The sequence below is a fragment of the Luteimonas sp. A611 genome (genome assembly GCF_054072715.1).
This window is the reverse complement of record NZ_JBSVRP010000003.1, coordinates 304,523-326,874: the sequence shown is the minus strand read 5'-3', so window position 1 is coordinate 326,874 and position 22,352 is coordinate 304,523. Positions and strand designations below refer to the sequence as shown.

The window sequence follows — 22,352 nt, the reverse complement described above, 5'->3', positions numbered from 1 at the left end:
GGCGTGCATGCGCGCGGCTGTCGGCAGGTCTTCGGACTCACGGGCCCGGACGCCGTGGCGTCCACCTCCCCCGCCGCTTCCCGGAGCGCAGGCTCCAGTGCTGGTGGCGGGTTCGTTCCCGATTACCGCTGCGGGGCAGTGCCGGACTGGCCGAGCCTTGCGGGCTGGCGTCACCGGCTTCCCTTTTCATCCCCGCACCAGGTGCGGAGAACCGACAGGGCACAAGATAGTGTGGTCGGGTTTTGCGGTCAACCGAAAATGTTGTGGTCTGTGGAACCGACGACCGCCGCGCGCGAACGTCCACGCCTGCCCCGACACGGCCACCCGTGCGCCCTCCACCGAATGCGTGAGATGCGCAGTCGGCCTCCACGTCGGCCAGCCGCGCCCTTCGCGCACCGAATCCGAAACGTCGCGAAGCCTGGCGACTCCCGACAGATGCGCGTCTGTGTGCGCGCCGTGCCTGCATTCACCCCGCTTGGCCTGAATGCGACGGCATCCGGCCCCCGCGACGCAACTGGTTCCCATTGCCGCGCGCATATTCGAAGTGTCGGCGCCTCCCCTGCGACCTGCAGGGCCGGGCTGGCCGGAACACATGGGGAGACAGACATGCAGAACCGTTTCGGATACGACGTTGTCGCGCACGGCTGCCGGCGCCTGCGCCTGGCCGTCGCCATCGCGCTGGCGAGCAGCGCCGGCCTGGCCGCTGCCGCACCGCAGGACACGCAGCAGCAGGACACCGCGGCTGCAGAGGGCGCCATCGAACTCGACCGCGTGATCGTCACCGCCGCCAAGCGCGAGCAGTCGGTGCGCGAAGTGCCGGCGTCGGTGTCGGCGGTCACCCAGCAGCAGCTGCAGGACCTGGGCGCGCAGTCGCTGGCCGACTACGTGCAGAAGACGCCGGGCGTGGTCTTCAACAGCTACCAGCCGGGCGTCTCGCACGTGGTGGTGCGCGGCATCTCCACCAGCGCCGGCAATCCGCAGGGCCAGCCGACCACCGGCTATTTCCTCAACGACGTGCCGCTGATCGAGCCGGGCTGGACCATCGCGATCCCCGACATCGACGCCTTCGACCTCAACCGGGTGGAAGTGCTGCGCGGCCCGCAGGGCTCGCTGTTCGGCTCGGCCTCGATGGGCGGGGCGATCAACTACATCGCCAACACCGCCGATGCCTCCGGCTTCGATGCTGCGGTCGAGGCCGGACTGTCGTCGACGCGCAACGCCGATATCGGCTACACGCTCAAGGGCATGGTCAACGTGCCGGTGAAGCAGGACGTGTTCGCGATCCGCGCCGTGGCGCAGCAGCGCAGCGCGCCGGGCTACATCGACAACCTCGGCACCGGCGAGGACGGCGCCAACGACCTGTCCGTCTCCGGCGGCCGCCTGTCGATGGTGCTGACCCCGAGCGAGGCCACCACGCTGACCTGGCTGAGCCTGCTGCAGACCATCGATTCGGACGACAACGCCTACCGCATCCCGGAACTCGGTGACCTGGTGCGCTACACCTCCACGCCCGAGTTCACCGAGACCGACATCGAATTGCACAGCCTGCGCTGGGACCAGGACCTGGGCTGGGGCACGCTGACCGCGCTGGCCTCGCGCCAGCAGAAATCGCAGGACTGGCGTTTCGACCTCACGCCCTACCTGGACTTCTACAACGCCGACCTGGGCACCGATTCGGCCGGCCCGCTGTTCGTCAACAGCGGCGGCGAAAGCACCGGCAACAGCTACGAGCTGCGCCTGGCCTCGGCCGACAACGACCGCTTCGAGTGGCTGCTGGGCGCGATGGTGTTCGACACCGAGAAACACCTGTACGAGCAGCTGGGCGCGCCGGGCTTCGCCGCGCAGCTCGATGGCTCCACCAACCCGCGCTTCGGACCGGGCACCGGCGCGGTGGTCTCGCCCGACGGCGATGTGTTCAACGCCTTCTATTCGAAGGTCACCGGCAAGGAGCAGGCGCTGTTCGGCGAAGCCTCGATCCACCTCAATCCGCAGTGGACGCTGGGACTGGGCGGACGTGCCTTCAAGACCCAGGTGCGGGTGGTCGACACCACCTCGGGCGTCGACGTATATCCGCTGCCGTCGGCGCAGACCGCCGACGACAACACCGAGGAGAGCGGCTTCCAGCCCAAGGTCTCGCTGCGCTACCGGCCCAGCGACCGCTTCATGGTCTATGCGCTGCGTTCGGAGGGCTTCCGGTTCGGCGTGCCCAACAACTCCTCGGTGACCCAGCACGACATCCCGGAAGGCTCGCGCAGCGACTCGCTGGTCAACCACGAGCTCGGCTTCCGCACCGACCTCGCCGGTGGCCGCCTGCTGCTCGACGCCACGGTGTTCCACATCGACTGGAGCGACATCCAGCTGCGCCTGCAGACGCCCGAACCGGTGGTCAACTACGCGGGCAACGGCGGCAAGGCCTCGAGCAGGGGCGTGGAGCTGTCGGCGCAGTGGCGCCCGACCGCGGCGTTCGACTGGACCAGCAGCGTGACCTGGCAGCGCGCACGGCTGGACGAGGACGTGTTCATCCTCTGGTACGGCACCGCGCCCAAGGGCTCGCGCCTGCCCGGCTCGGCGGATTGGTCCATTGCCAACCAGCTGGCCTGGCGCTTCGACGGCACGTACGCGCCGGCCCTGATGCTTTCGCACACCTACCTGTCCGAAGGCATCAGCGACCTCAACTCGGCGGTGCCCGGCGTGGCACCCAACGAGCAGGGCGACTACCACCAGTTCGATGCGCGTTTCCGCATGAGCTTCGGCAACACCGACGTGACCCTGTTCGGCACCAACCTGGCCGACGAGCGCGGCGTGACCCGCACCGTGCCCGAGGCCTACGGCCTGGGCCAGGGCTTCCTGCGGCCGCGCACGTTTGGGGTGACGGTGCACTGGCGGTACTAGCTGGGCGGGTGCTGCCTATCCAGAGCCGGTGATCCCCTTTGGCAATCGCCGGCTTCGGATCCCAGCTACCTTCCCGTCATCCCAGCGAACGCTGGAAGCGCCTTTCAACAGCCGAAGGCTGATCATCCATTCTGCAGGTCGCCAAAAATGGATCCCCCGCTTTTGCGGGGGATGACGACTGAGGGCGAACGGAGCCTTCCCGTCCAAGTACTCCCCGGCACAACGCAAACTGCAGGGCCGCAACACCCGAAGGAGTCCCAACTGAGCAGCCGCCGCAACTTCCTGGCCACCAGCCTCGCCGGCATCGGCGCACTGGTCCTGCATCCGCATCGCGCGCTCGCCGGGGTCGCTGCCGCAGCCGCCGCCGCCGCGCGCTGGCCGCTGCCGCCGCAGCATCCGCGCATCCCGACCGAGGTCGGCCGCTTCGGCCACAGCCGCATCGACGAGTTCGCCTGGTTCCGGCCGAAGGACTGGCTGGCGGTGCTGCGCGACCCGGCCTCGCTCGACGCGCCGATCAAGGCCGCGGTGCAGGCCGAGAACGACTATGTCGAGGCCATGCTCGCGCCCACGGCCAAGCTGCAGGATGCACTCGCCGCGCGCATGGCCGCGCTCGAACCGCTGGGCGCCGCGCAGCTGGAGGTGCAGGCCGGCGACTGGCTGTACTTCAAGCGCCAGGCCGAAGGCGCGGAGTACGCCGCCTGGCTGCGCCGCCCCGTCGCGAACGGTGCGGAGCAAGTGCTGCTCGATCCCAATGTCGAGGCCGCAGGCAGCGACTACTACGCCCTGCACTGGAGCGAACCGGTGCGCAGCGGCGACGGGCGCCTGTTCGCCTGGTCGGAAGATCGCGTCGGCTCCGGCCAGTACGCCATCCGCGTGCGCGAGATCGACAGCGGTCGCATCGTCACCGAAGTGGCGCAGGCCTACGGCACCTTTGCGTTGTCGCCTGACGGGCGCTGGCTGTACTGGGTCGGGCGCGACGCGGTGGGCCGCGCCGACCGCCTGCATCGCCGCGACCTGCGCGATGGCAGCGACACCCTGGTGTACCGCGTCGAGCAGCCCGGCCCGTTCCTGCTGATGCGCACCACCGCGTCGGGCCGCTACGTCGTCCTGCGCAGCTACGACGGCGCGCAGTCGGAGGTGCGGCTGGTGCCGATGGACACGCCGGAGTCGATGCCGATCCTGGTCGAACCACGCGCGCCGGGCCTGAACTACGACGTCGACGACTGGAACGGCCAGCTGCTGATCCTCACCGACGCCGATGGCGCCGCCGACTTCAAGCTGATGCAGGCCGACCCGGCCACGCCCGGCATGGCGCACTGGCGGCCGCTGGTCGAGCACGAAGCCGGTCGCCTGATCACCGCCGTGCATCCGTTCGGCGAGGCGCTGGTGCGCGAAGAGTGGCGCGACGCAGCGCCGCGACTGGTGCTGATGCGGCGCGACGGCGGCGAACACACGCTGGCCTTCGACGAGCCGGCCTACGCGCTGCGCATGCCGCCACAGCAGGACTGGCACGCGAAACAGATCGTGTTCGGCATGCAGTCGCCGCGGCTGCCGGAGGTCGCCTGCAGCGCAAATCTCGACGACGGCACGGTGGCAACGGCGTCTTCACCCTCGCTGCCCGCCTACGACCCGCAGCGCTACGAAGTGCGGCGCCTGTCCGCCCGCGCGCCTGATGGCGCCGACATCCCCGTCACCGTGCTGATGCGCCGCGGCGCCGCGCTCGACGGCAGCAGTCCGCTGCTGCTGTACGGCTACGGCTCCTACGGATCGTCAGTCGAGGCCCTGTTCCAGCCGTCCAACATCGCGCTGGTCGACCAGGGCTGGGTGTACGCGATCGCGCACGTGCGCGGCGGCGCCGAGAAGGGCACCCACTGGTGGCGCTCTGTGCTCACCCGCAACAAGAAGACCACGTTCACCGACTTCATCGCCTGCGCCGAACATCTCGTCGCGGCCGGCTACTCGTCCAAGCGCCGCATCGTCGCGCGCGGCATGTCGGCCGGCGGGCTGCTGGCCGGCGCGGTGTATGCGATGCGGCCCGAACTGTGGGCTGGCGCGATTGCCGAGGTCGCCTTCGTCGATCCGCTCAACACCATGGAGCATTTCGACGCGCATCCGCTGGGCGCGGGCGCGCTGCCGATCTGGGGCGATCCGCGCATCCCCGAAGACCACGCGGCGATGCAGGCCTGGTCGCCCTACGAGCAACTCGTTGCGGCCGACTATCCTGCCCTGCTTGCCACCGGCGCCGTCGCTGACGAACGCGTCGCCTTCTACGAGCCGTTGAAGTTCGCGGCGAAGGCGCGCGCGCTCACCACCGGCCAGCGTCCGATCATGGTGCGCATCGCCATGGCCGCCGGCCACGCCGGCGACAGCGGCGCCAGCGCCACGCGCGCGCAGGAAGCACGACTGTTGGCCTTCGCCATCTGGGCCGCCGACAACCGATGGGGCGCCGTGCCGCAGCGCGCATGACCGCGCTGCGCGCGATGGCCTGACCGCAACGGCATCCGCCCGTGCTGCGTGCCTGCGGCCCCAAGGAAGGCTCTGCCATCAGGACACCGACAGGGCTGCCCGCTCATATGCGAAACGGCAGAAACCGCGACAACTGAAGGTGATTCGCCGAAGGGCGAGAAAAGATGCGCGACTAGCGCGGTCCCGGCGGCGGGAGGTCGCGGCAAGCGCGCCATGGATGGCGCGCGCCCGAGTCAGGGCAGGAAGCCCTGACCGAGGGAAGAGCGACTTCCCGCCGACGGGACCGGGCGTCCATCCGAAGTCCCGCTCCGGGCGGGAAAGGTGTGGACATTTCGCAACGGGTTGGGCGATCCGCGTCCCCATGGCTGCAGCGATCTCCCGCCTCGGACCCGCGCTCAATCCTGCCGCAAGCGCAGCATCCACTCGCGCAGCGCGGCATCCTCGTGCCCGGTGACGATCTCGTCGAAGCTGGTGCGCGCCTCGTCCTGGCCCAGCTTGAAGGTGGCGTGCACATCGCGCACATGCGCGCGGAAGGCGATCACGTGTTCGCGCAACTGCGCGTAACGCGGGCCCATGCGCTCCACCGTCCAGGGCTCGGCGCGGTGCTGCTCCAGATGCGCGGCCAGCCGCCGCAGCGAAGCGTCGGTCTCGTCGGGCACGAATTCCACCCGCGTATCGAAGCGCGCCACCGCGTAGTTCCAGGTCGGACCCCAGTCCGGCTTGGACACCAGACGCGGCGGCACGTAGGCCTGCGGACCCTGGAACAGCACCAGCGTGCGCGGCTGCGCCTGCAGCGCGGCAAACAGCGGATTGCGCCGCGCCATGTGTCCGAACAGCGCGATGATGCGTCCCTCACCATCGCATTCGGCGAGCAGCGGCAGCGGCGTCGCCGCCGCGTCGCCATCGCGTGGCACCAGCCAGGCCAGCGGATGCGCCTGCACCAGCGCCAGGATGTCCTCCGGCCCGCGCGGATCGAACGATCCGCTCATGCCGACAGCGCCTGCCGCAGCCAGGCCGAGGATTCGTCGATCGCGCGATTGGCCAGGTCGGACACCGACATCGCCTCGAGGAAGCTGTGGGTGGCGCCCGCGTACTCGCGCGCCTCCACCGCCACGCCCGCTTCGCGCAGCGCCGCAGCCATCGCGTGGTTGCCGTCGGCCAGGATGTCGCATCCGGCGATCGCCATGAACGCCGGCGGCATCCCGCGCAGGTCGGCCAGCAGCGGCATCACCAGCGGATCGGTGCGCTGCGCCTGGTTGGCCAGGTAGTTGTGCCAGAAGGCCTGCATCTCCACGCACTCGAGCATGTAGCGGGCGCCATCGTAGCGCGACCAGGACGCCGTGGCCTGGTCGCTGAAGACGCCGTAGTTGAGCAGCATCGCCGAGACCGTCGGCAGCCCTGCGTCGCGCAGGCGCAGCTGGCTGGTGATGGCCAGGTTGGCGCCGGCCGAATCGCCGCCGACGGCCATGCGCGAGGGATTGATCCCATACGCGGCGCCGTGCGCGCGCAGCCAGGCGATTGCCGCCACCGTTTCGTCCTGCGCGCGCGGATAGCGCGCCTCCGGCGACAGGCTGTAGTCGACGGCAGCGATCGCCACGCCGGCGCGCGCGGCGTACTCGCGCATCAGCCGGTCGTGGGTGTCGATGCTGAACAGGGTCCAGCCACCGCCGTGCAGGTACACCAGCACCGGCTGCGCCGCATCGATGGTCGGGCGCAGGATGCGCACGCGCACGCCATCGGCATCGACGTCCTCGCGCGTGGCCATCTCCGGGCCGCCGCTGCCCCACTGCTCGCGCACGCGGGCGGTGATGCGGCGCACATCGTCCAGCGGCAGCCCGTCCAGCGGCGGATGCCCGACATAACCTTCGGCCATGCGCAGCATGAACTGGCGCAGCTGCGGGTCGACGTCGTCGTCCTGTGCCGGCGGCGGGTTGGAACCTTGTGGGTGCATGCGCTCTCCTTGTGCGGCGTTACGTTAGCGCCGCACGCCCGGACCGTGCCACGGGGACAGGTCGCAGACTCCCGCGGTCGGGCCACGCCGTCGCGGGCGCGTGTCGGCGTGGTTGCGCCGCGCGCGTGATTGCGGTGTGATCGGACGTTCGCTGCCGATGTCACCGAGATGAAACACAGCCAGGACTATCCGCTCAGGGCGCGGCCGATGATCGGGCTGCAGGACGAGTACCTGCCCGGCTTCGTCGACCCGCGCCACAGCCACGCGCACGCGCAGTTCCTGTACGCGTCCTCGGGCGTGATGTCGGTGGTCACGCCCACCACCAGCTTCGTGATCCCGCCGCAGCGCGCGCTGTGGCTGCCGGCCGGGATGATGCACGAGGTGTCCTGCCGCGGCGCGGTGTCGCTGCGCACGCTGTACATCGACCCGGTGCACGACACCGCCCCGCACGCCTGCCGCGTGCTCGAGGTCTCCGAATTCCTCAAGGCGCTGGTGCTGGAAGCGGTGAAGTTCCCCGCCGAATACGACCTGGACGGACGCGAGGGCCGCATCGTCTGGCTGCTGCTCGACGAGATCCGGCGCATGCCCGGCGCGCCCTACCACGTGCCGATGCCCGCCGAGCCACGGCTGTCGCGCGTGTGCCAGGCGATCATCGCCAACCCCGCCGACCAGCGCGACATCGATGCCTGGTCCTCGCAGATCGGCATGAGCCGGCGCACCTTCACCCGCGCCTTCAAGCAGGAGCTGGGCATGGGCTTTGCGCTGTGGCGCCAGCAGGTGCGGCTGATGCAGGCGGTGTCGCTGCTCGCCGCCGGGCGCTCGATCACCTCGGTCGCCTTCGACGTCGGCTACGAAAGCCCGAGTGCGTTCACCGCGATGTTCCACCGTGCCTTCGGCGAGCCGCCGAGTGCGTACATGGGGCGTTGAGCGGCGGGGCGGAGGCTTCCATCATCTCGACCCGAGCTTGTCATTTCAGCCCGAGGCTTGCAGTCTCAACCCGAGGCTTGCCGTTTCAACCCGAGGCTTGCCGTTTCAACCCGAGGCTTGCCGTTTCAACCCGAGGCTTGTCATTTCGACCCGTGGTTTGTCATTTCGACCGAAGGGAGAAATCTGCTTCTCCAGGCAGGCAGAGACAGGGTGTCGGTTTCGCGGTCCCGCAGAGATTTACCGGCTCCGCCGTTGAGGGGCGCCTTTCCCTGCGGTCGAAATGACAGCTGGGTCGCTCAGCCGCGGTGTTCGGTCGCCAGGTAGTCCGTGCCCTGCATCTCGATCAGCCGTGAGGCGGTGCGCTCGAATGCACCCGACAGCCGCTCGCCGGCATACAGCGCATGCGGCGGCGCGGCGGCGGTGCAGACCAGGTTGACCTGGCTGTCGTACAGCTCGTCGACCAGGTGCACGAAGCGGCGCGCGGCATCGTTGCGCTGGTCGTCCAGCACCGGGATCCCGCCCAGCAGCACGGTGTGGAACTCGCGCGCGATCTCGATGTAGTCGGCGTTGCCGCGCGGGCCTTCGCACAGCGCCTGGAAGTCGAACCAGGCCATGTCCTTGCAGCGCGCGCGCACGGCGATGCGGCGGCCGTCGATCTCGATGCCGGCGTCGCGGTGCGCTTCGTCGCCGCCCAGCTCGCGCCAGCGCGACTCAAGCCAGGCATTGGCGCCGGCGTCGAGCGGCGTGCGGTACACCGGCGAGCGGGTCAGCGCGCGCAGCCGGTAGTCGGTGTCGCTGTCCAGGTGCACCACCTGGCAGTGGCGCTGGATCAGCTCGATCGCCGGCAGGAAGCGCGCGCGCTGCAGGCCGCCCTGATACAGGTCCGGCGGATCGACGTTGGACGTGGTCACCAGCACGATGCCCTCGGCAAACATGCGCTCCAGCAGCCGCGCCAGGATCATCGCGTCGCCGATGTCGTTGACGAAGAACTCGTCGAGCACCAGCACGCGCAGCTGCCGCCGCCACTCGCGCACGATCGCCGCCAGCGGGTCGCGCTCGCCGGCGTGCGCGCGCAGCAGGGCGTGCACGCTGCGCATGAAGCGATGGAAGTGGGTGCGGCGCTTGCCGGCCGCGCCACGCCCCGGCGCAGGCTGCGGCAGCGCGCCGCTGGCCAGGGCGGCGCCGCGCACTTCGGGCAGCGGCAGGGTGGCGTAGAACAGGTCGACCAAAAAAGTCTTGCCGCGACCGACCCCGCCCCACAGGTACAGGCCCTGCGGCGCGTCGGGCACGCTCTGGCCGCGCAGGCGGTCGAGCAGGCTGCGCCGCGGCGCAGCCTGCAGCAGCGCGGCATGGATGCGGTCGAGCGCCCGCAGCGCATCGAGCTGTGCGGGGTCTTCGCTCCAGTCGCCGCGTTCGACGCCGGCGCGGTAGTGCGCCGACGGCAGCGACGCCAGGTCCGGCTCAGTCATCCGCGGTGGGCAGGTAGGCGCGCACGCCGTGCTTGATCGCGCCGCGCAGGTCGATCAGCTTGCGGTGGAAGAAGTGGCTGGTATCGGGCATGCGCACCAGTTCGGCCTGGGCGCCGGTCTGCTCCAGCCAGTCGTACACCGCCTGCGGGTCGACGATCTCGTCGGACTCGCCCTGGATCACCAGCCACGGCATCGTCGGCAGGGTGATCGCGTCGAAGTCCCAGCGCCCGGCGGGCGGCGCGATCGAAACCAGCAGCGCGGGCCGCAGCTCGGCCGCCGCGCGCAGCGAGACATAGGCGCCGAAGCTGAAACCGGCCAGCCACAGCGTGTCGCCCGGCCGTTGTGCACGCACCCAGGCGGCGACGGCGCGCAGGTCGTCGAGCTCGCCCTCGCCATCGTCGAACTCCCCTTCGGAGCCGCCGGTGCCACGGAAGTTGAAGCGCACCGTGGTCGCGCCCGACTCGCGCAGCGCGCGCGCGGCCATGGTCACGACCTTGTTGTGCATGGTGCCGCCCTCGGTGGGCAGCGGATGGCAGACGATCGCGACCAGCGGTAGCGCCTGCACCTCGCCATCGGGCGGGTCGACGGCGACTTCCAGCGCGCCCGCGGGTCCGGGCAGCAGCAGGGTGCCGGATTCGGCGGGAAAGTCGGGGAGGGTGGCCATGCCCGGCATGATACCCGGGCGCCTGCAAGGGGCCGGTGACCTGCTGCGGCAGGGAATCACGGGCGCCGACGGCCCCATGCCGCCGCCGCCCCTTGCTGCCGACCCCGATGCTGTCATTTGGGCCGTGGAAAGGCCCACACACTGTCATTTCGACCGCAGGGAGAAATCCCGGGCCGCGGCGCCTGCGGAGATTTCTCCCTGCGGTCGAAATGACAGCGAGGGTGGCGGTCGAAATGACAGCGAGCGCGCTCCTACAGGTCCAACCCCACCAGCAGCGGGTCATGGTCCGAGCTGCGCCAAGGCGTCTCACGATCACCGCCGTTGCCTGCACGATCGCGGGCGTTGGCGGGTTCATCGGCATTGCTGTGCCAGGTCGCCGTACCGGCCAGACGCTTCGCCAGGGACGGACTGAGCAACACATGGTCCAGCCGTCCCGCCATGCCGTCGAACACGAAGCTGTGCCGCGGCGCATCAGCCGACAGGGCATCGCTCCAGCCCTGTGAGCGCAGCAGGCGAATCGGATCTTCCTGCGCGTAAGCGTTCAGATCGCCGACGATCGCGACCAGATTGCTACCGGATCCCGTCGGGTCCGTGTCCAGCCAGCGCGCCAGCCGGCGCGCCGATTCCACCCGCCTGGGGTTCCAGCAGGCCTGGCCATCGCCCTGGTCGGCCTCGTCGCCGCGGGCCTCCCCGCAGCCCTTGGACTTGAAGTGGTTGGCCACGACCACGAACGCCGGCCCGATCTCGCGACCCTGCGCCACCGGCACGAAGGCCTGCGCCAGCGGCACCCGACTGCCGCGCCCGAGCGGGCCGTCCTCAAGCGTGACGGGACGGCCCAGCGGCCGCAGCCGTCCGCTGCGGTACACCATGCCGACCCGGATCGCGTCGCTGCCCGGCCCCTGGCCAGCGTCGACAAAAGCCCAGTCGCCGCCGCCGGCGTTGAGTGTGTCCACCAGCTGGGCCAGCGCGGATTCCGGGCCGTAGCCGTCGTTCTCCAGCTCCATCAGCGCCGCCACGTGCGGGTCCAGCGCCTGCAGCGTGGCCGCGGCACGGGCCAGCTGCGCCTGCCACTGCGCCGGGGTGCGGGCGCCGCGCGCGGTCGGGAAGCCGCCGCCGCGGCCGTTGCCGTTGAACAGGTTGCCGAGGTTGAACGAGGCCAGCCGCACGCTGCCTGGCACGGTCGGCGCCGGCGGGCGCGCGGCCGGCTCGATGCGCGGCGCGGCGGTCAGCTGCAGCCGCCAGTCGCCCCAGCGCTGGTCGACGATGCCCTCGGCGCGGGTGATCACGCTGCCCGAGCGCGGCGCCGGCCCGCCCTCCAGGTACCAGACCCGGCTCGGGCGCTCCTGCGCCTTCGCATCGTCCAGCAGCAGGCGCCGGCGCGCGTTGTCGGCGGCCACGCGCGCGGCCTGCGGGCCCGGCGGCGCGAGTTCGGTCGGGGTGTAGAGCCGCTCGCCGAAGCTGGCGTGCAGCACCCCGCGGCGCGAAAGCTCGTGCTGGCCGCCGATGGTCAGCGGCGCGTCGATGCGCACGTGCATGCCTTCCAGCGGCTCCCAGTCGGCGGGCGCGGCGTCGAGCACCAGCGGCGCCATCTGGCCACGCCCGACCACCTCGATCGACGCGGCCTGCAGCGAGGTGAGCGTGCCGCGCCCGCGCTCGCCGTGTTCGACCACGCGGCCGTGCACGCGGACCCGGTCGCCGGCGCGCAGGCCGGGATCGGCGTCGGCGACCACGAAGATGGCGTCGGAGGTGGCCGCATCGCCGTCGCCTTCGTCCTGCACGAACCAGCCGCCCAGGTGGCGGCCGAAGTTGCCGGTGACCACGCCCTCGACGGTCACGCTGCGGTCGAGCAGCGGGCTGGCCGCGCCATCGCCCTGCACCTGGCCGATCGCAAGCACGCCCTCCGCCCGGGGCATCGCGGCCGGGGCTTCGACGGCAGGCATGCCGCAGCCGGCCAGCAGGCCGACCAGCACGAAAGACAGGGGAGGGAGGGGCATGGCCATACGGGATTCCTCGGGCGCGGACACGAAAACGCCGCCCGGAGGCGGCGTCATCGCGACCGCTGCGGGCGGTCGCGTCACTGCAGGTTGGCGACCATCCAGTCGACCGTGGCGTGCATCTGCTCGACCGACAGGGCGGGGTTACCGCCCTTGGCCGGCATCAGGCCGGTGTTGCCGGTGAAGCCTTCGATCGAGTGCCTGTAGAGGGTCTCGGTGCCCTGGGCCAGGCGGTCGGTCCACTGGGCGCGGGCCAGGGTCGGCGCGCCGCCGACGCCCGAGGCGTGGCAGCCCGCGCACAGGTTCTGGTAGACCACCGAGCCGTCCAGCGTGCCGCCATAGGCGACCTGCGAAGCGGCCTGCGCGGTGGCGGCAGCCGCAGCCGCGGCCTGGGCAGCGGCACCGGTGCTGCCGGCATAGACTGCGCCTTCCGGCGCGATGCGGTTCTCGGTGCGCTTGGCCGCGGCCGGGTCCACTTCCAGGGGCAGCGTCCGGTGCAGGAACACGGCCGCGATGATCAGCCCCAACGTCACCAACGTCAGGAAGCCGAGCACCATCGAGAAGCGCTTGAGGAATTCGAGGTCGTAATTGCGCACGGAACACCCATATGGCCCGCGGCACACGGAGCCGCAGCTAGCGGCGAAGTATAAACACCAAACACCGCCGGACCCACCCCGCCCCATCCACGCGGCGCCAGCAGCGGGCTCCGCCGCTCCCGTATCGGGCGCTGAGACCGGTTCCTGCACAATGCCCGGACGCATGCATACCGACGCCCGGACCGACTTCCGCCTCTACCACTCCAACGCGCTGGACGTGCTGGCCGGGCTGCTGGCCAGGGAACTGCGCACGCCGGCCCCGGGCCAGGGCCTGCTGGAACCGGACGTGATCCTGATCCCGCAGGTGGCGCTGCGGCGCTGGCTGCAGGCCACCCTGGCGCAAGCGCACGGGGTGGCGGCCAACCTCGAGTTCCTGACCCCGGGCGAATTCGTGCAGCGCGCGCTGGACGCCAATGTGCCGGGGCGCGGCCAGGACCTCGACGCGGCCGCGCTGCGCTGGCGCATCCACGCCGCGCTCGCCGATCCGGCGCTGCTGCGCGCGCGCGCGCTGCAGCCGCTGCGTGCCTACCTCGAGGACGCGCCCGATCCGCTCAAGGGCTGGTCGCTGTCGGGCGAGCTCGCGCAGGCCTTCGAGAAGTACAAGGCCTGGCGCCGCGAATGGCTGCTGGCCTGGGAGGCCGGCGAGGCGCCGCGCGATCCGCAGGCCGCGCTGTGGCGGCGCGTGGCCGGCGGCACGCAGCACCGCGCGCGCCGCATCGATGCCTACCTGCGCGGTTTCGCCGAGCCTGATGCGTCGTTGCCGTCCGGCCTGCCGCAGCGCCTGTTCGCCTTCGCCATCCTCAACGTCTCGCCCGACGTGCTGCGCGTGATCGCCACCCAGGCGCGCGTCGGCACCCTGCATCTCTACGTGCCCTCGCCCAGCCGCGACTACTGGGGGGACCTGCAGCGCGTGCGCGGCGGCGACCCCGACGCGGCCGCAGGCGAAAACCCGCTGCTGCGCGCCTGGGGCGCGGCCGGGCGCGACTTCATGGCGGTGCTGGGCAGCTATGAAGTGGTGCACCCGGACATCGAGGTCCGCGGAGACGCCGATCCCGGCGAGGGCGGCGGCGCGCTGCAGGGCAGCCTGCTGCGGCGCCTGCAGTCCGACCTGTTCCACCGCCGGCCGTCGCCGCCGCTGGCGCCGACGCCGGACGACGCCCGCACCCGGCTGCCGGCGCTGCGCCGCGACGACCCCAGCCTGCAGGTGCACGCCTGCCACACCCGCCTGCGCGAGCTGCAGGTGCTGCACGACCAGCTGCGCGGCCTGTTCGAGGACCAGCGCTTCGATCCGCCGCTGCAGCTGCGCGAGGTCGCGGTGCTGGCGCCGGATATCGATCCCTACCTGCCCTACCTCGACGCCGTGTTCGGCGGCCGTGGCCGCAGCGATGCCATTCCCTATGCCGTGGCCGATGCCAGCCCGCTGGCCGGCGAGCCGCTGGCCGATGTGTTCCTGCGCCTGCTGGCGCTGCCGGTGGCGCGCTTTGGTCTGGTGGAAACGCTGGACCTGCTCGCCAGCCCGCCGCTGGCCGAAGCGGCGGCGTTGGATGCCGCCGCCTTCGATCGCCTGCACGCCTGGCTGCACGCCGCCGGCGCGCGCTGGGGCCTGGATGCCGCACACCGCGCGCGCCTGGATGCGCCGGACGACGATGCCTACACCTGGGCCTTCGCGCTCGACCGCCTGCTGCTCGGCCACGCCACCGGCAGCGACGCGCCGATCACCAGCGCCAGCGGCCAACTGGTCGCGCCGATGCCGGAGCTGGAAGGCAGCGCCCTCGACGCGCTCGACACCCTGGTGCGGCTGCTGCGCGTGCTCGCGCGCCACGCCCGCGTGCTGGACGAGGCGCTGACCCCGGACGGCTGGCGCGAGCGCCTGCTCGGCCTGCTCGACGCGCTGCTGCCGCCCGCGCCGTCGGCAGCGGCCACGCAGCGCGCGCTCGACCGCCTGCGCAGCCTGATCGACGACTTCGCCGCCGATGCGCGGCGTGCCGGCGTCGACACGCCGGTGGCGGCCGAGATCGTGCGCGCGCACTTCGCCGCCGCGCTGTCGGAGGCCGACACGCGCGCGCCGCTGCTCACCGGCGGCGTCAGCGTCGCGCGGATGGTGCCGATGCGCCTGCTGCCGTTCCGCGTGATCTGCCTGCTGGGCATGGACGACGGCGCGTTTCCCCGTCGCGATCCCGCCGGTGGCCTCGACCGATTGGCCGCCGACCTCGCCGGCGGCCGGCGCCTGCGCGGTGACCGCTCCACCCGCGACGACGACCGCTTCCTGTTCCTGCAGCTGTTCGCCGCGGCGCAGGACGTGTTCTACGTGAGCTACCAGGGCGCCGACCCGCGCGACGGCAGCGTGCGCGAACCCTCGGTGCTGGTGGCCGACCTGCTGGCCGCGGCCGACGCGCAGCACGCGTCGGAGGCGCAGGCGGGCGACGCGCTGGTGGTGCGGCATCCGCTGCAGCCGTTCGCGCCGACCGCGTTTGGCGACGAGGACGAGCCACGGCGGTTCTCGTACAGCGCGCAGTGGTGGCCGGCGGCCGCGCAGCCATCGGCGCGGCGCGTGGCGCTGCCGGCATGGTTCGGTGGCGCAGCGCTGGCGCCAATCGATGCCGACGATGTCGCGAGCGGCGACGCCACGCTGTCGCTCGACGCACTGCGCCGCTTCCTGCAGGCGCCGGCCGAGGTCTTCCTGCGCCAGCGCCTGGGGCTGCGCCTGGCCGAGGTCGAAGAGATCGACGAGGACGTTGAACCCTTGCTGGCGCCGGGCCGCGGCCTCGCCCGGCACGCGCTGCAGAAGGCGGTGTTCGATGCCGTGCTGCGTGGCGACGACGATGCCACCACCCAAGCCCTGCTGCGCGCGCGCGGCCTGCTGCCCTCCGGGCCGCTGGGGCGGCGTGCGCTGGAGCAGGTGCGCGAACAGGTCGATCCGTATGCGCTGGCCTTCGGCGGCTGGCGCGGCGATGCGCAGCCGGAGGCGCATCGCCTCGAAGTGCCGCTCGACGCGCTGACCCTGCAGGGCCGCATCGCCGACATCTACGACCACGGCATCGTGCGGGTGCGTTTCGATCCGCCAGCCGGCCAGTCCGCGATCCGCAACGGCCTCGACTGGCTGCTGGCAAGCGCCGCCGGTCTTGCGAGGCCGCTGGTCGAATTCCACGAGGACCGCGAGCTTGGCGCGGGCCCGCACGTGCGTGACCCGCTCGATCCCGTGCAGGCACGCGCGCTGCTGCGCACGCTGGTCGATCTGCAGGAGCGGGGCCTGCGCAGCCCACTGCCGTTCGCGCCCTACAGCGGCTGGGAGTTCTTCCGCGCCGGCGACATGCGCAAGGGGCTCGAGGCTGCCGCGAAGAAATGGCACGGCAGCGACTTCAGCTGGGCAGAAAGCAGCGGCGAAGCGCTGCGCCTGGCGCTGCGCGGGCGCGACCCCTTCAGCGACGAGGCCACGCAGGTCGCCTTCATCGACCTGGCAATGGGCATCTACCTGGCAGTGGTGAAGGGCGAGTTCTACGCAGGCACCGATCCGGCCGCGCTGCACGCGATCGCGGACGCGCTCGACCTGGAGGAGGCCGAATGAGCGCGGACACCAGCGCCATCCACACGCACGCGAGCGACCCCTACCTCGACCTCGCGCTCGACGGCGTCCACGCCATCGAAGCCTCCGCCGGCACCGGCAAGACCTACACCCTCGCCACGCTGGTGGTGCGCCTGGTGGTCGAACGCGGCCTGCGCGTGGGCCAGGTGCTGGCCGTGACCTTCACCGAGGCCGCCACCCAGGAGCTGCGCAGCCGCATCCGCGCGCGCCTGCTGCTGGCCGGCGAACTGGTCGGCGCGCCGCTCGCCGCCGACGCGGCGCCCGAAGCCGCGCTCACCCGCGCCGTGCTCGACGCGCACCTCGCGCGCGGCACCGAAACCGCCGAGGCGCTGCGCCGCCGCCTGCACGCCGCCGCCAACGACATCGACCTCGCCGCCATCTTCACCATCCACGGCTTTTGCGCGCGCGTGCTGCGCGAACATGCGCTGGAAGCGGGGCAGGCCTTCGATACGCCCGAGCTGCTCACCAGCGACGCGCCGCTGCATGAGGCCATTGCCGCCGACCTGTGGCGCACGCATGGCCGCAGCCACGAATCCGCCGACGACCTGCTCGCGCTATGGCCGGGCGGCCCGCAGGCGCTGGCCTGCGACCTGCCGCTGCTGGTGCGCGAACGCACGCTGCGCCCCACGCTGGCCGAGCTGCCCGACGATCCCGCACCACGCCTGCACGCCAGCGGCGAAGCGCTGGCCGAGGCCTTCCGCGCGCACGGCGACGACTTCCGCGCCTCGCTGGTGTCGGCGGTGGAGGGCAAGGTGCTGCACGGCGGCAGCTACAAGCTGGACTGGATCAACGCGTTGTTCGATTCGTTGCACCAGTGGTGCAACGCCAGCGAACGCAATGTGCCGTTCGAGCATCCCAAGCTGCCGCAGCTCACGCGCGAGACGCTGCAGCTGCGCACCAGCAAGGCCGGCGCCGGCCGCACCCCCGATTCACCGGTCTGCGACGCCGTGCCCGCCTACCTCGATGCGCTCACCGCCATGGCCGAATGGCAGGACGCGCGCCGCGTCGAACTGCTGCACCGCCTGCGTACCGATGCGCGCCAGCGCGTCGCCCGCGCCAAGCGTCAGCAGCGCGTGCAGACCTACGACGACCTGATCGACCGGGTCGCCGACGCCATCGATGGCCCGCACGCCGCCGCACTGGTCGAGCGCCTGCGCGCGCAGTACGCGGTCGCGCTGGTCGACGAGTTCCAGGACACCGACGCCCGCCAGTGGCGCATCTTCGACCACGTGTTCGGTGCCGCCAGCGCCACGCTGCACGGCCAGGCGCCGGCGCTGTTCGTGATCGGCGATCCCAAGCAGGCGATCTACGGCTTCCGCGGCGGCGACGTCGAGACCTACCTCGCCGCGCGCGACACGGCGCGCGAGGCGCCGCCGCTGTCGAGCAACTTCCGCTCGCGCCCATCCGTGCTGCGCGCGGTGTCGACGCTGTACGCGCAGGCCCAGGCGGCGAGCGACACCGACGACAAGGTGCCGCCACCCTTCATCGACCCGCGCATCGGCTTTCGCGAAGTGCAGCCGGGTGGCGTGCGCCGCGACGACGACTTCATCCGCCACGGCGCGCCCGCGCCCGCGCTCACCGTGTGGCGCGCTCCAGTGCCCGAGGAGGTCGACAGCAAGGGCAAGCCGAGACCGTACAAGGCCGGCCGATCACGCGAACTTGCAACGCAAGCCTGCGTTGCCGCCATCCACCACGTGCTGTGCGATGCGCGCGACGGCAACGCCAGCATCGAAGGCCGCCCCGTGCAACCCGGCGACATCGCCGTGCTGGTGCGCAGCCACAGCGAGGCCACGCGCATCCGCCACGCGCTGGCGATGGCCGGCATTCCGGCGGTCGCGGCCGGCAGGCAAAGCCTGTTCGCAACGCCCGAGGCGCGCGATCTGCACGCGCTGCTGCTCGCCCTGCTGCACGGCGCCGACGACGGCCGCCTGCGCATGGCGCTGTCGACGGTGCTGGTCGGCCTGGACGCCACCACCATCGCCGCGCTCGACGAAGACGGCGAAGCGCTGCGCCACTGGCAGCTCGAAGCGCTGGCTTGGCGCGAGCGCCTGCAGCGCGGCGGCGCGCTGGCCCTGGTCAACGCGCTCTGTGCCGAACACGCCGGCCGCCTGCTCGGGCTGCTCGACGGCGAGCGACGCCTCACCAACTACCTGCAGCTGGCCGAATTGCTGCAGGACGCGCAGGCGCGCGCGCTGGGCCTGCACGGCCTGGTCGACTGGCTGGCCAACGCCATCGCCGATGCCAATGCCAATGACGAGAGCCAGCTGCTGCGGCTGGAGTCCGACGCCCGCCGCGTGCAGGTGGTGACCCTGCACAAGAGCAAGGGCTTGGAGTACCCGCTGGTGTTCCTGCCCTTCGCCGCCATCGGCGCGCATGCGCGCAATCCCGGCCAGCGCGCCGTGGTCAATGGCATCGAGGGTCGCGTGCTGCACTGGAAGCTGCTGGCCTCGCAGTCCGGCTGGGAAGCGGCGAAGGACGCCTGGACCTTCGCCCAGCGCGCCGAGGACGCACGCCTGCTGTACGTCGGCCTCACCCGCGCGCGCCACGCGCTGTGGCTGGCCAGCGGCATGGTCTGCAATCACGACAAGTCGCCGCTGCAGCACATGGTGGCGACGCCCGATGCGCTCACCGCTGCGCTGGGCAGCGCGGTCACCATCGACGACAGCACGCCGCCTGACAAACTGCCCTGGCTGCCGCCGACTTCCACCGACACCGTGCCGCCCGCGCGCATCGCCGCGCGTTCGCTGGCCAGCGACTGGTGGGTCTACAGCTTCACCCAGCTCGCCAACGCCGAAGGCCAGGGCGACGCGGCCGCCAGCGCCACCCAACCCGCGCCGGGCGGCCAGGACGAACCCGCGGCGGATGCCGATGTCGATGCCAGCAACGATGCCGACATCTACGACCCGCGCTTCGCCGGTACCCGTTTCGGCGTCGTGCTGCACGACGTGCTGGAACGCACCGACTTCGCACGCTGGTCTGCGTGGACGCCCGATGCCCCCGCGCCCACCGCCGACGACACCGATCTGATCGCCGAACGCCTGCGCGCCGGCGGCTACCCGGCCGACGACATCGACGACGGCATCAAAGTGCTCACCCCGCTCATCGGCCACACCCTCACCGTGCCCCTGCCCGAAGGCGTGCGCCTGGCCGACGTGCCCGCAGGCCAGCGCCGCCCGGAGATCGAGTTCCAGTTCGCGCTCGCGCCCACGCGCATCGACGCCCTGCTCGCGCTGCTGCACCGCCACGGCCTGGTGAGCGCGCGCCAGGGCTTCGGCACGCGCCGCCGGCTGGAAGGCCTGATGACCGCCCTGATCGACCTCACCTACGTGTTTGAGGGTCGCTGGTACGTGCTCGACTACAAGTCCAACCGCCTGCCCGGCTACAGCCCCGCGCAGCTGGATGAGGCCATGGCGCACAGCGAGTACGACCTGCAGGCCCTGATCTACACCCTGGCCCTGCACCGCTGGCTGCGCTTCCGCGCAGGCCACGCGTACGACTACGCCCGCGACTTCGGCGGCGTGCGCTACGTGTTCTGCCGCGGCCTCGATGCGACGCGCACGGATGCGCAAGGCGTGCAGGCCTGGCGCTTCGAACCCGGGCTGGTCGAAGCGCTCGACGCGCTGTTCGCAGGCCAGGCCACGGAGGCTGCAGCATGAGCACGCTCCCGCTCTTTCCCGAAGGCCAGCCTGTTGACGCCACGGCCAGCAACGCCGACGCACGCGACGTCTCGCCGCCGAACGCACCGCGCCCCACCGGCCTGCTGCAGCAACTGACCAAGGCCGGCCACCTGCGCCCACTCGACCACGCCCTGGCCCAAAGCCTGCGCCGCCTGGATCCCGACACGCCCGATACCGTGCTCGCCGCCGCCGCCCTCGCTTCACTGGCCGTGGCCTCGGGCCACGCCGGCTTCGACCCCGCCCAACCCCAGCGCCTGGTCGATGCCCCAATCGACTGGCCCACGCCCGAGGCCTGGCGCGAAGCTCTTGAATCCTCCCCCTGGGTCGCCCACCCCGACACCGGCGAAACCGAATCCGCCCCCGACGCCCCGCTCGTCTACGAGCACGGCCTGATCTACCTGCGCCGCTACCGCGAATACGAACGCCGCTTGGCCGAAGGCCTGCGCCGCATCGGCAACGCCGCCCCGGCCTTACCTCTTCCCCCGCTTGCGGGGGAAGATGCCCGCAGGGCAGATGGGGGCACCCCCGCGCCACCCCCCGAAGACCCCCAATCCCAAGCCGTCACCGCCGCCCTCCACCACACCCTCCTCCTCATCACCGGCGGCCCCGGCACCGGCAAGACCACCACCATCACCCGCATGCTCGTCGCGCTCATCGCCCAGGCCCGCGACGCCGGCGCCCCGCCGCCGCGCATCGCCCTGGCCGCGCCCACCGGCCGCGCCGCCGAACGCATGGCCGAAAGCGTGCGCAACGCCATCCAGGCCCTGCCCACACTCGGTACCGACCCCGCGCTCGCCGCCCAGCTGCCCACCACCGGCACCACCCTGCACCGCCTGCTCGGCACCATCCCCGACAGCCCACGGTTCCGGCACCACGCCGACAACCCGCTGCCCTTCGATGTGGTGGTGGTGGACGAAGCCTCGATGATCGACCTGCCGCTGATGGCCAAGCTGGTCGAAGCCGTGCCCGATGGCGCGCGGCTGGTCCTGCTCGGCGACCCCGACCAGCTGCCCTCGGTGGAAGCGGGCGACGTGCTTGCCGGCATCCTCCGCGCCGCCGAGTCTTCCGCATCAGCCACCAATGAAGCCGTGGACCAGTCGGATCTGTCATTCCGGGCGCAGCGAGGAATCCCGGCCTTCCCCGCCCGCCACATCCACCTCACCCGCGGCTACCGCCAGAGCGCCTCGCTCGATCTCGCCCCCCTGGCCACCGCCGTGCGCGAAGGCGATACCGCCACCGCGCTGTCACTGTTGCGCAGCGGTGAACTGTCGGGCGTGCACTTCCACGAAGGCAACGCCGATCCGCTGCAATCGCACCGCGACCACCTGCTCGAACACTGGACCTCGCTCGCCGACGCCAGCGACCCCGCCGAAGCCCTCGCACGCGCCGGCCGCCTGCGCATCCTCACCGCCGTGCGCGAAGGCCCGCAGGGCGCCCGCGGCCTCAACGCCCGCATCGAGGATCTGCTCGCTGGTACCCGCCGCGGCGCCGGCCCCGCATCCACTGCCAGCCGCTACTTCCACCGCCGCCTGCTGCTGGTCACCGAGAACAGCTACCGCCATCGCCTGTTCAACGGCGACATCGGCATCTGCCTGCGCGATGGCAGCGGCACGTTGATGGCCTGGTTCCCTGGTGATGACCCAAGCAACCCGCGCCCGTTCCATCCCGCCGCGCTTCCCGCGCACGACAGCGCCTTCGCAATGACGGTGCACAAGGCCCAGGGCAGCGAGTTCGACGAGGTGTGGCTGGTACTGCCGGAGCGCTTCAACCGCGTGCTGTCGCGGGAGCTGGTGTACACGGGGCTGACGCGGGCGCGGAGCGTTTTGCACATGGGTGGGAGCGCCGAGGTACTTGCGAACGCGCTTGCGCGACATACGGGAAGGTGGTCAGGCCTGGGACGTCGGCTCGGGAGCTAGCCGAGTGCCCGCGTTCGACCCGAGGCAGTCTGTCGAGTAATAGCCGAACGCAGCTCCGAATGGACCCGCGAGTTCGATGCGAGGACCGAACCCCGGTTGGCCCTGGCGACGCTGTTGCGGTCGTCGGGTGGCAGCTGGAGCGCACGCGGATGCGTATCGAGCGCACCCACACCGGCATCGACAGTCACTGCTGCGCCAAGCCGGCGACCTTTTGGCG

Annotated in this window: 12 protein-coding genes and 1 riboswitch; of the genes, 6 read left to right on the top strand and 6 right to left on the bottom strand. The window is 71.6% G+C overall.

From position 1 onward, the window contains the following. Positions 1 to 4: 4 nt before the first annotated feature. A riboswitch (cobalamin riboswitch) is annotated at positions 5 to 231 on the bottom strand. Positions 232 to 606: 375 nt separating this feature from the next. Together ACW5EG_RS14640 and ACW5EG_RS14635 are read left to right on the top strand one after the other, a co-directional pair. Further along, complete coding sequence (locus tag ACW5EG_RS14640; RefSeq protein ID WP_457022095.1) at positions 607 to 2,892, top strand: TonB-dependent receptor; 2,286 nt, start codon at positions 607 to 609, stop codon at positions 2,890 to 2,892. A 171-nt stretch (positions 2,893 to 3,063) separates the two neighbouring features. Beyond that, positions 3,064 to 5,358: a prolyl oligopeptidase family serine peptidase gene (locus tag ACW5EG_RS14635; RefSeq protein WP_457022093.1), complete on the top strand. Its 2,295-nt coding sequence runs from the start codon at positions 3,064 to 3,066 to the stop codon at positions 5,356 to 5,358. A 395-nt stretch (positions 5,359 to 5,753) separates the two neighbouring features. On the opposite strand, the gene ACW5EG_RS14630 is transcribed toward ACW5EG_RS14635, so the two are convergent. Both ACW5EG_RS14630 and ACW5EG_RS14625 read right to left on the bottom strand, forming a co-directional pair. Further along, a complete protein-coding gene (locus ACW5EG_RS14630; protein WP_457019157.1) occupies positions 5,754 to 6,347 on the bottom strand; it encodes an FMN-binding negative transcriptional regulator in 594 nt (197 codons plus the stop codon). Continuing rightward, positions 6,344 to 7,309 (bottom strand): alpha/beta hydrolase fold domain-containing protein, encoded by a 966-nt coding sequence (locus ACW5EG_RS14625; protein ID WP_457019156.1) that lies wholly within the window; start codon positions 7,307 to 7,309, stop codon positions 6,344 to 6,346. Before ACW5EG_RS14625 ends, ACW5EG_RS14630 begins: the two co-directional genes overlap by 4 nt. Positions 7,310 to 7,477: 168 nt before the next feature. Between ACW5EG_RS14625 and ACW5EG_RS14620 the strand changes: the two genes are divergently transcribed. Then, complete coding sequence (locus ACW5EG_RS14620; RefSeq protein ID WP_457019154.1) at positions 7,478 to 8,236, top strand: helix-turn-helix domain-containing protein; 759 nt, start codon at positions 7,478 to 7,480, stop codon at positions 8,234 to 8,236. 296 nt (positions 8,237 to 8,532) lie between these two features. On the opposite strand, the gene zapE is transcribed toward ACW5EG_RS14620, so the two are convergent. The 4 genes from zapE to ACW5EG_RS14600 form a co-directional block, all read right to left on the bottom strand. Further along, positions 8,533 to 9,705, bottom strand: a complete 1,173-nt coding sequence (gene zapE / locus ACW5EG_RS14615; RefSeq protein ID WP_457019152.1) for a cell division protein ZapE — start codon at positions 9,703 to 9,705, stop codon at positions 8,533 to 8,535. Beyond that, on the bottom strand, positions 9,698 to 10,369 hold the full coding sequence (locus tag ACW5EG_RS14610) for an alpha/beta hydrolase (RefSeq protein ID WP_457019150.1): 672 nt from the start codon (positions 10,367 to 10,369) through the stop codon (positions 9,698 to 9,700). The genes zapE and ACW5EG_RS14610 overlap by 8 nt, the downstream gene beginning before the upstream one ends. A 251-nt stretch (positions 10,370 to 10,620) precedes the next feature. Then, positions 10,621 to 12,369: an ExeM/NucH family extracellular endonuclease gene (locus tag ACW5EG_RS14605; protein ID WP_457022091.1), complete on the bottom strand. Its 1,749-nt coding sequence runs from the start codon at positions 12,367 to 12,369 to the stop codon at positions 10,621 to 10,623. A 74-nt stretch (positions 12,370 to 12,443) separates the two neighbouring features. Beyond that, positions 12,444 to 12,959 (bottom strand): c-type cytochrome, encoded by a 516-nt coding sequence (locus ACW5EG_RS14600; RefSeq protein WP_457019148.1) that lies wholly within the window; start codon positions 12,957 to 12,959, stop codon positions 12,444 to 12,446. A gap of 163 nt (positions 12,960 to 13,122) precedes the next feature. On the opposite strand from ACW5EG_RS14600, the gene recC reads away from it, so the two are divergent. The 3 genes from recC to recD are packed head-to-tail and all read left to right on the top strand — an operon-like array spanning position 13,123 to position 22,135. Continuing rightward, positions 13,123 to 16,524, top strand: coding sequence for an exodeoxyribonuclease V subunit gamma (recC, locus tag ACW5EG_RS14595; RefSeq protein ID WP_457022089.1), 3,402 nt, complete (start codon positions 13,123 to 13,125; stop codon positions 16,522 to 16,524). Continuing rightward, on the top strand, positions 16,521 to 20,198 hold the full coding sequence (locus ACW5EG_RS14590; RefSeq protein WP_457022087.1) for a UvrD-helicase domain-containing protein: 3,678 nt from the start codon (positions 16,521 to 16,523) through the stop codon (positions 20,196 to 20,198). The genes recC and ACW5EG_RS14590 overlap by 4 nt, the downstream gene beginning before the upstream one ends. After that, a complete protein-coding gene (gene recD, locus ACW5EG_RS14585; protein ID WP_457022085.1) occupies positions 20,195 to 22,135 on the top strand; it encodes an exodeoxyribonuclease V subunit alpha in 1,941 nt (646 codons plus the stop codon). Before ACW5EG_RS14590 ends, recD begins: the two co-directional genes overlap by 4 nt. Positions 22,136 to 22,352 lie beyond the last annotated feature (217 nt).